This is a genomic window from Kangiella profundi (genome assembly GCF_002838765.1).
In the GTDB taxonomy this organism is placed as follows: domain Bacteria; phylum Pseudomonadota; class Gammaproteobacteria; order Enterobacterales; family Kangiellaceae; genus Kangiella; species Kangiella profundi.
Genome location: NZ_CP025120.1, coordinates 1,023,002 through 1,035,714, shown reverse-complemented (window position 1 = coordinate 1,035,714; position 12,713 = coordinate 1,023,002). Strand labels below are relative to the sequence as shown.

At 44.4% G+C, this 12,713-nt stretch carries 10 protein-coding genes and 1 other RNA gene; all 11 read right to left on the bottom strand.

The window, feature by feature from the left end:
- Positions 1-14: 14 nt before the first annotated feature.
- Positions 15-1,919, bottom strand: a complete 1,905-nt coding sequence (gene htpG / locus CW740_RS04915; protein WP_106646489.1) for a molecular chaperone HtpG — start codon at positions 1,917-1,919, stop codon at positions 15-17.
- 102 nt (positions 1,920-2,021) lie between these two features.
- On the bottom strand, positions 2,022-2,405 hold the full coding sequence (locus tag CW740_RS04910) for a hypothetical protein (RefSeq protein ID WP_106646488.1): 384 nt from the start codon (positions 2,403-2,405) through the stop codon (positions 2,022-2,024).
- 2 nt (positions 2,406-2,407) lie between these two features.
- On the bottom strand, positions 2,408-4,015 hold the full coding sequence (locus CW740_RS04905; protein WP_106646487.1) for a S41 family peptidase: 1,608 nt from the start codon (positions 4,013-4,015) through the stop codon (positions 2,408-2,410).
- A gap of 131 nt (positions 4,016-4,146) precedes the next feature.
- The gene (locus CW740_RS04900) at positions 4,147-4,779 is read right to left on the bottom strand and encodes an O-methyltransferase (RefSeq protein WP_106646486.1); all 633 of its coding nucleotides are present in this window, start codon (positions 4,777-4,779) and stop codon (positions 4,147-4,149) included.
- Positions 4,780-4,801: 22 nt separating this feature from the next.
- Entirely contained in the window at positions 4,802-5,401 is a 600-nt protein-coding gene (recR, locus tag CW740_RS04895) for a recombination mediator RecR (protein ID WP_106646485.1), read from the bottom strand.
- Between the two features lie 336 nt (positions 5,402-5,737).
- Positions 5,738-6,067, bottom strand: a complete 330-nt coding sequence (locus CW740_RS04890) for a YbaB/EbfC family nucleoid-associated protein (protein WP_106646484.1) — start codon at positions 6,065-6,067, stop codon at positions 5,738-5,740.
- Positions 6,068-6,094: 27 nt separating this feature from the next.
- Positions 6,095-8,419: a DNA polymerase III subunit gamma/tau gene (dnaX, locus tag CW740_RS04885; protein ID WP_106646483.1), complete on the bottom strand. Its 2,325-nt coding sequence runs from the start codon at positions 8,417-8,419 to the stop codon at positions 6,095-6,097.
- A 132-nt stretch (positions 8,420-8,551) separates the two neighbouring features.
- Positions 8,552-8,648, bottom strand: an RNA gene (ffs, locus tag CW740_RS04880) — signal recognition particle sRNA small type.
- Between the two features lie 49 nt (positions 8,649-8,697).
- Positions 8,698-9,252, bottom strand: a complete 555-nt coding sequence (locus tag CW740_RS04875) for a hypothetical protein (RefSeq protein WP_106646482.1) — start codon at positions 9,250-9,252, stop codon at positions 8,698-8,700.
- Positions 9,253-9,356: 104 nt separating this feature from the next.
- Positions 9,357-10,970 (bottom strand): alkaline phosphatase, encoded by a 1,614-nt coding sequence (locus CW740_RS04870; protein ID WP_106646481.1) that lies wholly within the window; start codon positions 10,968-10,970, stop codon positions 9,357-9,359.
- 41 nt (positions 10,971-11,011) lie between these two features.
- Positions 11,012-12,583: an alkaline phosphatase gene (locus CW740_RS04865; RefSeq protein ID WP_106646480.1), complete on the bottom strand. Its 1,572-nt coding sequence runs from the start codon at positions 12,581-12,583 to the stop codon at positions 11,012-11,014.
- Positions 12,584-12,713 lie beyond the last annotated feature (130 nt).

The window sequence follows — 12,713 nt, the reverse complement described above, 5'->3', positions numbered from 1 at the left end:
AAGCGTTGATGATGTTAGTTTGCCAACTTCAATAACAGTTTGTTGAGTTTGGCGGCAAAGCTAGCAGGGTCTTCAAGCTGACCTGCTTCGGCTAGTTGCGCTTGATCGAACAATACGTCGACCCATTCGTTGAACTGGTCTTGATCCTGTTCTTTTTCAACTAACTGGATCAGGGCATGTTCAGGGTTGAGTTCAAACACTGGCTTAACGTCTGGCACTGGCTGGCCTGCTGCCTGCATCATCTTAACGATTTGCAGTGGCATGTCGCCCTCGCCTGCTACGATACATGCTGGCGTGTTGGTCAGGCGTAAGGTAATTCGAACATCAGCTACCTTATCACCTAACACGTCTTTTACACGCTTGACTAAATCTTCGTGTTCTTTGGATGCCTGTTCTTGAGCTTTTTTGTCCTCTGCATCTTCAAGGTTGCCTAAATCCAGTGAACCCTGGGTAACAGACACAAACTGTTTATCTTTGTATTCCTGCAAGTGAGATATTGTCCATTCGTCAATACGGTCGTGCATCAATAGAACTTCGATACCTTTCTTACGGAAGATTTCCAGATGCGGGCTGTTTTTGGCCGCTAGGAAGCTGTCAGTAGCAATGTAGTAAATCTTGTCCTGCTCAGGCTTCATACGCTCAATGTAATCATCCAGCGAAACGGTTTGCTCTTTGCTGTCTGTGTGCGTTGAACTGAAACGGAATAGACCAGCAATCTTTTCCTTATTCGCAAAGTCTTCGCCTGGCCCCTCTTTGAGAACCTGACCGAACTCATTCCAGAACTGCTGGTACTTTTCCTGGTCTTTCTTCGCTAATTGCTCAAGCATTTTCAAGACACGGCTAACCGTTGCTGAGCGTAGCGATTGAGTTACAGAGCTGTCTTGAAGAATTTCGCGAGACACGTTAAGCGGCAAATCATTAGAATCAATTAGGCCACGCACGAAGCGCAAATAAACCGGAAGGAACTGTTCAGCATCATCCATGATAAAGACGCGCTGTACATAAAGTTTTACACCGCGTACACGATCGCGGTTCCACATATCAAACGGTGCTTTAGCTGGGATGTAAAGCAAGCTGGTGTATTCCTGCTTACCTTCAACCTGATTGTGGCTCCAGGTCAATGCGTCTTGAAAATCATGGGCCACGTGCTTATAAAACTCTTGGTATTCTTCGTCCGTAATTTCAGTTTTAGGACGAGTCCATAAGGCTGTCGCTTTATTGACGGCTTCGAACTCAGGCTCTGCTGGCTTATCTTTTTCATCGCCATGATGCATTTTGTGCATCTCAACCGGCAGCGAAATATGGTCAGAATACTTGCCGATAATGTTGCGTAGGCGGTAATCCTCAAGGAACTCTTCCTCACCGTCTTTCAGGTGAAGAATAATATCAGTGCCTCGAGTATCTTTGGTGGTCGGTTCAATGGTAAATTCACCATCTCCCGCAGATTCCCAGATCACAGCCTGATCAGCAGCAACACCCGCGCCACGCGTCACGACAGTCACTTTATCAGCAACGATAAAGGCAGAATAAAAACCCACGCCAAACTGACCAATCAGTTTTGAATCTTTCTTTTTATCACCGGTTAGCTTGCTTAAAAAGTCAGCCGTACCCGATTTTGCAATCGTTCCAAGATGAGCAATGACCTCTTCTTCGGTCATACCTATACCATTATCGGAAATGGTTAGGGTCTTGGCATCTTTATCAGCAGTAATGCGGATTCGAAGCTCTGGGTCATCTGCTAACAGGCTGGCGTCATCCAGAGCTTTGAAGCGTAGTTTATCAGCCGCGTCAGCCGCATTTGAAATAAGCTCTCGCAAGAAGATTTCTTTGTTTGAATACAAAGAGTGCACCATGAGATGCAATAACTGTTTAACTTCAGTTTGAAATGAATGTGTTTGTTTTTCAGCCGCTACCGACATAACAAATCTCCGTTATTGATTCAGCAATAAATAGAAAAGAAAGGATAATACTTGCAGAGAATGTGGGGTTTAGGTGGTGAAATTCAAGGGTTAGAGTACAGATTATGGCATCTTAATCAGCGAGCACTGAACCGTGTCTAATGGATACAGGGTATCGTTCTGAGAATCATAGAGATAACAATCACTTTCGTGCTTGAGCAACTGAAACTGACGGGGCATCTCTTCAATGGCCCCCATAACCGGCAGCCCATCTTTCTCATGAGGTGCTATCTGGATAGAAAGGATATTAGTCTCGGTGAGTACATCAGGAGCTAATGTTACTGGTCGTCCACCATATATGGTCGATATTACCTCTGTTAACTCTGCAGTTGTTTCAGCTGAGGGGTTACTGATTATTGCCGGCTTGGCCTGAGCTGGTTCAATGGTCTTGCAGGCCGAAGCCAACAAGACCATCGAGGTAATGACAAATGAGAGTTTTAACTGCATATCTATTTAGGCTCAGTCAAAATCAGGTTCTGCTTAAGGAACATGCGATCACGCAGAATGGCTGAGTTGAACAGTGAGTTTTCATCATAAATATTGGAAGGTTTATAAGTTTCCTGACTCAGTGTTTTTGTTGCTGCTGGGCAGGAGCCTGTCTCGCGATAACTTAAGGCTGCAGCTAGTCGCGCTTCCTGTTCATCACCCAACAGGTGATCAAAGTCATCAGCAACCACACAGCCGCGAACAACATCCTGGCCATTATCACTGCCGCCAATTACAAAGCCATCGGCATAATCTCCAAAACCTTTTTCATTTTCGCCACGGAACTGAATGGTAAAGTAAGTGATACCGCAGTTGTCCGTCGCATAGAAACCGTAAGGCTTACCACAGGTATCATCACCGATTAATATAACCTCAATATCAACGCCTCTGAGGCCGTTGATGAATGCCTCACTAGCAGAGCAAGTTCCGCCATCAGATAGTACAAACACACGATTAAGGTTCAATTGTGGAAGTGCCTGTCCCTGATTTACAGAGAAACCAAGTGAAGTACTGTAGAAAGGTGTTGGCGTTAGGGCGCTGCCAGTTACAGGGTTGGTGCTTGGATGCTGATCATTGAATACTTGCTGGTTGTAGGTTCTACCGCTGGTGGCAGTACTACCGGCAACCATGTAAGCAAGCTGGCTAGAAATCGCCAGGAAACCACCGCCGTTATATCGAAGGTCAACAATCAAATCAGTAATGCCCTGAGCTTCGAAAGTTTCAAAAGCATCAATCAATTCGGCTTCTGCATCAACAATGCCGAAAGTATTAAAGGTTAGATAACCAACGTCACCTGTACCCGTTGCTATGATTTTCTCATTTTGCACTGGATCCGTTGTTACAACTGCAGAGGTCATTGCTACGGTTCTAGTAGCACCACCGGGCTCTTCTATCAGGAACTCATGACTCTCTCCTGCACTACTTGGGAATAAACCCGCGTTTAGCGTATCAACGTCATTACCGTTGATCATATCGACGCCATCAACTTCTAAAATTTTTACGCCACGAACTAAGTTAGCATTAGTAGCTGGAGAGTTGGGCTCTGTGAAAGCAACACGGACATCACGAGGAGGAGAAGACTGAAGCAGTACCCATTCAGCACCATAACCAGCCGAAGCGCCAGATGAAACTAACTGCTCATATACATCTGTATCATAGGTATAGTGGAATCGGTCCTTAGGGTTACCCGACGATGTTACTGCGGTTGTTTTCAAGACATCAAAATAATCTAATGGATCATTAAAGTTTGCAGGGTTTTGATCTTGAATTTCGTTATACCAAAGATAGGTGTTGTTACTCCAGGAGCGTAACCAATGATTTTCATGCAAGGTCGAACCAGGTTTATCAGGCCAAGGATCACCATCGATATCTGTACCAGTTCTTGGAACCTCACAAAAATCTTTAAAGTTATCCTCATCTTCAAAAACGCCTTGTGTCCAGGACAACTGCTCTTCTGTGGAAGGATTAGGTTCTGAATCCGAATCAGAACTACAACTGATTAAAGCAAAAGAAAAAGAAGCTATACCAAGTAGCTTGAGGCGATTAACCCAATTACTCTGTTCTGTACTCATGCGCACCTACCCGAACTAAAATAAGAAAAATTGACTGCGGATTAGTATTTCTTAAGGAAACAAAAAATACATTACCAGTTTTGTATCAGTCTGTGTAGTTTTTATACTGAAGTCATGTTAACTGGTTGATTTTAAAGCTTTCGCACTAAATTAACCCCGTCACGTATCGTTAGTACGACGTTTTCAACCCTGTGATCGGTGACAATTAATTGATTGAGTTTATGAATGGCAATATCAGTTTCAGCCTCTGGCTCGAGAACTTTACCAGACCATAGACAGTTATCAATAACCAGCAGGCCATTGGAATTTAACTTAGGGATTATCGACTGGTAATACTCAACATAGTTTTCTTTGTCGGCATCGAGAAAAACCAAATCAAATGATTCATTTGTATTTGAAAGGGTTTCGAGAGCTGGACCTAATTTAACGGTGATTTTTGAGCCATGGGGACTACGAGCGAAATATTCCTTGGCAAGTTTTGCGACCTCTTCATCAATGTCACAGGTGAGTAGACGTCCATCCTCAGGCATGGCTTCTGCAAGTGACAGTGCGGAGTAGCCAGTAAACATGCCGATCTCCAAAATTGACTTAGCTCCAGTCAGGGCCACCAGCATTTTTAACAGCCGCCCTTCAATCTTGCCAGTCAGCATCTGTGCCATTGGCATATTGGTTTCAGTAAATTCCGCAAGTTCCTTTAGCAGTTCTGGTTCATTACTGGTGTAAAGTTTTGCATACTCTTCAATCTCCTTATCGATAAAGTTCATCTCAAACTCCTGATTGAAACGATTAATTTCGGTAAGGTTGTCTTCCTGAAAGCGAATGCATCAAGGTACCACCATCAATGTATTCAAGTTCACCACCAAGAGGTACGCCTGAAGCAATTCGCGATAAAACAACCTCATTGTTTTTTAACATTTCTGCAATGAAATGTGCAGTGGCTTCGCCCTCAACTGTCGAGTTAGTCGCCAAAATAATTTCTGCAGGCTTTTCTTCATCAACTAACCGCTTTAGTTGGTCCAAACCTAAATCTTCAGGACCAATTCCATCCAGTGGAGAAAGATGTCCCATCAGAACAAAGTACTTACCTTTAAAACTCGCAGTAGACTCAATGGCAAAAACATCAGCAGGACTCTCCACAACACATAACAAACTGTTATCACGAGCCTGAGAGTTACAAATGCCACATAACTCATCTTCTGTGAAATCTCGGCAACGTGAACAATGCTTAACGCCACGCATGGCAGCAACCAAAGCATCGGCTAATTGCTCACCGCCCTCGCGATTGCGCTCCAATAAAAAGTACGCCATGCGCTGCGCGGATTTGTTACCGACACCTGGCAAACAAGTGAAAGCTTCAATCAATTTTTTAATCAATGGTGATTGCATTTAAGCGCCTGCATAATGGTTTGCTATACACAAACTTTACCAAAGAGCGGTGCGTCACGACGCAGTGCCTGCCCCTTTGGGTACCCTACGAATATTGTAATATTTAAAATAGCGAGAAAGTTGAAGATTTTTGCTCAAGTTCTAAGCAAAACTGCGTGGAGAGACTGAGTGAATATAAATATTCAAAACCCGCCACTTCTTAACCCATCTCCCAATTTTAACGCAGAATTTTTCTTTCTGGACGAGGAAGCACTGAGCGCAAAAAACCGAATAGTACACAAAGTACATGAGGGTTTTGAGTACAGTGCTGACAAAGTACAGGAAGAAAAAGACCAGTTAAAAGGGGAGGTTCATACCTGGAGGAAGATTCATCCCCTTCGTCACCTCCGCCATACGCTCTTTAGTCGTCTCTTCAACTTTGCGTACAGCGGCGTTAACCGCGGCTGCTACCAAGTCTTCAAGCAGGTCTTTATCATCTTCCATCAGACTTGGATCAATTTCTACTCGTTTAACATCGTGACGGCCTGTCATGGTGACTTTGACCATTCCGGCTCCTGCTTCTGCGGTAACCTCAAGATTTGCAATTTCTTCTTGAGCTTTTTGCATTTTTTCCTGCATTTGTTGGGCTTGTTTCATCATGTTGCCCAATCCACCTTTACCGAACATAGTGACCTCGACTTTAATCAGTTAATTTTACTGAGCATCCAGGTACTGGATACTGCTTTTATCTAATTTTGCACCAAACTTTTGCGCCAACTGTTGGGCAAAAGGATGCGTTGAAATTGTTTTGCATGCTTTACGATGCTTTGCTTTTGCTTCTCTTTGCCAAATCATAGCGGGAGTTGCAACCTGTGCATCCCCAAACTGCCAGTCTACCACAATCGTCTTTTTGAAATACTCTGTAAGCGCTTCTTCTATAGCCTGTTTAGCTGTATCGGTACACAAAATATCCTGGGCAGGCTCTACAGTTAATTGTATTTTATCACCGGATGCCCAATGAACAGTACTGCATTGCGCTATTTGTTGATAGCTGCCGGTTAAATCCATATTTTTAACATGCTGCGCCCACTGCTTTGCCTCTTCTGTTACTGGTGGGCCTTTTTCTTCAAGTTCTGGCTCTCCGAATTCCAGTTCTTCAGATTCAATAACTATTTTGCCCGGTTCGGCTCGTGCCACTTCCTCTTCCACATGCGCCTTCTCAGACTGACTCAACCGTTCCGGCTGCGTACTAGGCTCAGATGATTCAGCCTCTACTTGCTGGGGTTCTAGTCTGAACTGGTCATCATTATCTATCTCTGGTTCACTCTCCACATTCTGTGCAGGAGTTGACTCTGAAGCATCATGATGAATAGGTGCCACTTCCTCATTACTAGAGTTTATTTCCGAATTAACTGACGAAGCACTGGTTTCAGGTTCATCAGTCAGATTTAGCCCTAAAGCAGAATGTAAACTCGCTAATGCAGCCTGATTTTTATCGGTGGTTACATTATCAGGTTGGTCACTGTTAATTTTCGAAGATGGGTGTGGATCAGCTTTTTGTGATGAGCTTGACTGGTACTCTTCCGCTATTGAATCTTCAGTCTTTTCATCATCGCTGAATGATGCATAATCATCAGGATTGAATGGAGGCTCATCAGAGACTTCAAACGTTGAGTCTTGTTTTATAGCTTTGCTGTCAGAGGATGGCTCGTGATTAATATTTTGCTGTTGATTATCGGCTTTTTGAATAGTTGCTTTTGACTCGGCATTAACTGTTTCTGCCTTAGCTACCTCTTCACTAATATTTTCTGCAGGATCGACATCAGCAGTAATTGTTTTTTCAATTTGTGGTTTTGGTTCAGGTTGCCTAGTTTCAGCCTGGGGCTGTTTTAAGCTAGCTTTTTTTTTTGCCTCTGAATCTAATGAGGTTTGGCTTGAGCTGTTTTGAATGACTTGTGAAGGTTCAAGTCGGAACGCCAGCATTCTTAACAGCGCCATCTCAAGGCCCTGTCGTGGTGACGGTGCCCATTCCAGATCTCGACGGGCATGTAAACCCATCTGATAATAAAGCTGTAAATCATCACAGGCTATCCTACCGGCAAAATCTTCAACGTACGGAGCAGCCTGATCCAACAATACACCTGTGCTTTGGAAAATCGCGATCTGATGGATACGTGACAACAGTTCTTTCAACGCATCTGCAAAATCCACCGGGTATTGGCTCATTTCTGCAACAGCCTCAATCGCAGCAGCTGAGTCATGATTAGCCAGTGCTTCAAGCAGCTTGACCATAAACTGATGATCAATAGTGCCTAGCATTGTGCGGATATCTTCTTCCTGAACCTTGCCTTGCCCAAAAGCAATCGCCTGATCGAGTAAACTCAGTGCATCACGCATACTGCCTTCTGCAGATCGTGAAATCAGCTCAAGCGCTGGTGCTTCAAATTCAATAGATTCTTGCTGCAGGATGAAAGCAAGGTGCTGAGCGATGGTCTGCTCTTCCATGTGCTTTAAGTGGAATTGCAGGCAACGGGATAAAACCGTAACTGGGAGTTTCTGAGGATCGGTAGTTGCCAGCAGGAAAATGACATGCTCTGGTGGTTCTTCCAAAGTTTTCAACAGCGCATTAAATGAGCTGTTAGAAAGCATGTGAACCTCATCTATCAGATAGACCTTATAACGACCGCGTGTTGGCTTGTATTGAACGTTCTCAAGAAGCTCACGAGTATCATCAACTTTGGTGCGTGACGCTGCGTCCACCTCAATTAAGTCAACGAAACGTCCTTCATCAATTTCTACACAGCTTGCACACTCGCCACAAGGCTTAGAAGTCAGTCCATTTGTCTCGCAGTTAAGACATTTAGAAAGAATGCGAGCGATAGTGGTTTTACCAACACCGCGAGTACCAGTGAATAAATAAGCATGATGCAAGCGGCCGCTTTCAATAGCATTTACCAGAGCACGACTTACGTGCTCTTGGCCTTGTAATTCATCGAAGTTTTTTGGTCGCCATTTACGGGCGAGCACCTGATAGCTCATTTTTTAGTCAATTTTATCGGTGTATGCTGTAAGTTGCCAAACAATAGCACAATTCAGTCAAACGAGAAAATAATTAAACCCAATCAAAAATCAGGCACAAAAAAACCGCAATTAAGCGGTTTTAAATAAAGACTCTGCTAGCCACACCTCGGCACACGAGACAGCTGCTACCGTTGCTCCCTTCCGGGCCTGGCGGGATTCACAACCTTTCGTTGCGAGGGGACCAGCAGAGCCGGGCGCATTATCCCTCAACTAGAAAAAATTATAAACCCTTAATCTTAAAAATTTGGGACAAACCCTTGATGAATCAGAGCTGCCAGTTCCGGAATGGCTTCATTGTCACCTATATCCGCATAATCATAAGTAGCAAAGTTAGTCCAGGCCTGAAGTGCCTTGGCAACCTCGACGCCCTCTTCAACAGTACTAAGGTGTAATTGCTTGGTTACTGTTCCCTCAAAGGTTTTCCTTTCCAATAATCGTGACTGCCCCACCAGTTCTTTTAACTGCTCCATTAAAATAGCCTGCTGCTGGCTTTCCATGCGCGAGAACTCAATACGAAAACCATCCTCAGGATAAACCTGATAGAAAGTCGGATTGCTGGTACTCCAATTCTGCCAAACTCCAACTACTTGCTGAGTATTAAATGCTATGGCCAGAAACTCTGATGATTTCCAGATAGTTACCATCTGTGGCGACTTGCCATCTTCTTTAAGTACGTAGCTTGCTTGAATTGCACTTTCTTTAGGTGGATTGGCCAGCAACTGACCAATTGATAACAATACGATTATTAAAGCAGCTGTCGAAATGAAGATGGATTTAGACTTGTTGCTCATATCAAACCTCTTTATGAACACTATGACTAGTAATACATAAAACTACGCCCAAATACCCATAAAAAATGAATAGAAAGTAATTGAGCGCAGTCTAAGTGACCGATTTACTGAACTGCGTTAACTTCAGCCTGATTGATTAAATCAGCCGCAAAGTCAATGGCATGGAATACCATGCTCTGCTCATTCACCCCTCGTAACAGTTGTGCTCCGGGGCCAATGGCATAAACACCAACATCTTCACCTGCATGCGTTTCAGAACCTAAAGGCACCAGAGTTTCCTGATGAAATCCTGATGATTCAGTGTCTTCTTCCGTGTGAACATGGCGTCCAGCATTATGTTGTTCGCTGTAGCGCTGATCACCAACTGAAGCATCACCAAAGTTGGCATAACCTAAGCCATTGGTATAACCCAAAGTGGTATAAGGTCTATCATCGCCTGCCAGTACAGGCTCTGATTCTGGATTACCAGCACTATCATTAGTCTTGACCAGACCGAGAATCGGGTTGCCACGTGTTGGGTAACCCGCCAGCGTTAACACGTGGCTATGGTCTGCAGTCACAACTATCAGGGTTTCATTCAGGTCAACGGAATTCACAGCAACTTCAATCGCTTTTGCAAACTCAATCGCATCATATAAAGCACGATAAGCATTGCCTGCATGGTGGGCATGATCCACACGGCCGGACTCAACTGTCAGGAAAAATCCATTGTCATTCTTTGACAAAATCTGCAAGGACTTTTCCGTCATCTGGCTAAGAGACGGTTCTCCCGCTACATCATTGGATCTATCAGCCTCATATTCCATATGCGATGAATTGAATAAACCTAATAACTTCTCAGCGGCTGTTGTATCAACCGCATCAAAGCCTGACTGATCAAAAACATACTGACCATTTGTATACTTGCTTTGCCATAAGCTGATCAGATTTTGGCCATCCTGACGCTTTCCATTTTTACCTTCTTCATCAGTCAGGGTATTGGGTATAAAATGGCGACGACCACCGCCTAAAACCACATCAATGCCATCACCGTAATTGAAGTCGATCAACTGCTGGGCAATATCTTTACAGCCATTGCTTTTTGCTTCTTCGGATAGGCCATCATCACTCTCCCAGTTTCGCTCTGCAGATTTAGCATAAGTGGCCGCAGGAGTTGCGTGGGTGATTCGTGCTGTTGAAATAATACCTGTTGATTTTCCAGCCATTTCAGCTAGCTCTATAGCAGTTACAAGTTCCTCACCCTGTCCCGATGCGCAGTCGGCCCGCAACGCTTTTTCCGAAAGACCAATTACACCAGCCTTAGTCTTTGCGCCACTGATCATGGCTGTCATCGTTCCTGCTGAATCAGGTGTCTGCTGATTGGTGTTATAAGTTTTCAGCAAACCTGCCACTGGAAACTTATCAAAACTCAATTGGTTCTCTTCACCAGCCTTTCCCTCCATCTGACCCGCAAGAATGCGAGCAGCGGTAACCGTTGAAATGCCCATGCCATCACCAACAAACAAAATGACATTTTTTGCAGAACCACGTGTTAGGTTTACTTCGGTTTTATTGGCCGTTATAACTGTATTCTGACCAGCTTCAAACCAGGCGTTTGTTTTAGTCCAGTCGACCGATGACTCTGGTGGCGTGGATGGTGTTTCGTCGTCATCACCAGGACATGCCGTCAACAGAGCTGTTGCCATAAGAACAGGCAATAATTTCAATGTGTTTTTCATCTTAATTTCCTCAATTCAATTCGATACGCTGTACGTAGCGGTTACTGATATTTTTCACCGCCAAGTTCGGCAGCCTGATTGATAACGTGGAAAATAACGTTCTGCTCAATAACTCCCTGCAACCATTGAGCACCTGGTCCCTGAGCAAGAACGGCTACATCTTCACCGGCGTGAGTTTCAGATCCAAGTGGAACTAAAGCTTCCTGGTGGAATCCGCTTTGTGTGGTATCAACTATGGTTAAATCAACTCGACCATTTGAGCCTGAATCTCCATAACGCTGGTCACCACCATTTCCTTGTCCATAATCTGCAAAGCCCAAACCATTGGCATAACCTACGGTGGTGTAAGGCATACCGTCAGCTGCCAAACTTGGCTCATCGAGAGGTGCACCATTAGCATCTGTGCTTTTAACCACGCCTAAAATTGGGTTGCCGCGCTGAGGGTAGCCAGCAATAGTGAAAACGTGACTGTGATCAGCGGTAACAAGAATTAAGGTTTCGTCTGGGTTGGTGCTATCCACGGCAGCTTGAACTGCTTTAGCAAATTCTTCTGTATCACGAAGAGCTCGATAGGCATTACCCGCATGGTGAGCATGATCGATACGACCTGATTCAACCATCAGGAAATAGCCGTTATCATTTTTTTTCAATAACTCGATGGCTTTGTCAGTCATCTCACTTAATGAAGGCTCTCCGCCAATATCATTCTGACGATCCGCTTCATACTCCATGTGGGATGAGTTGAACAGGCCCAACACTTTACTGGTCGCTGCAATATCAAGCGCATCGAATTCAGTTTGGGTTTCAATATAGCTGGCAGCTTCTCCCTGATAACGCGCTAACCACTCAGCGGTTAAATCACGTCCATCCTTGCGCTTACCATTTTTGCCTTCGCTATCGACTGAGTCTTCTGGCAGGAAATGGCGACGACCGCCACCTAGGGCCACATCAATACCATCACCCGCTTCAAGCTCAATCAGTTGAGAAGCAATATCTTTACAACCTGCAGCCACGGCTTCTTCAGGCAAATTGTCATCACTTTCCCAATTACGCTCAGGCACTTTGGCATAAGTAGCAGCTGGCGTGGCATGAGTAATTCTGGCTGTGGATACGACGCCCGTAGATAAGCCTTTGGCCTCAGCCAGCTCAAGTGCTGTAGTCAACTCATATCCTAGCGAGCTTTCACAGTTGCCGCGCTCAGCATCTGGAGCAATATTAATGACTCCAGCCTTTGTTTTAACCCCGGCCATCATGGCGGTCATAGTGCCTGCGGAATCAGGTGTTTGCTGATTAGTATTGTAGGTTTTAACTTGAGCACTATAAGGCATCATATCAAATGACAATTTGTGCTCTTCTCCAGTACCACCGAGCTTTTGCCCTGCAAAAATTCGACCTGCGGTAATGGTAGAAACACCTAATCCGTCACCAACAAATAAAATGACATTCTTAGCTTTGTTTTTTGGTGTTAATGCCAATTGTTTTTGAATAGCTGCCTGACCTTCATTAAACCAGCTACTGTTTTTTTGTGTGTCCGGAACAACCGCTGCATGCAGTGAACTAACCACTAACGTGCTCAAAATTGCCAGGCCACACTTCGTACTAAAATTTTTCATCCTGTACCCCATGGTTTCGGTTAAATAATCAAGAAAGGCACACTGTCCTTCTTGTAACTGGGGCAACTATAGAAAAGCTATGTGACGAATAAGTGACTGTTCATTGACAGAAAATAGACAACTGAATGAC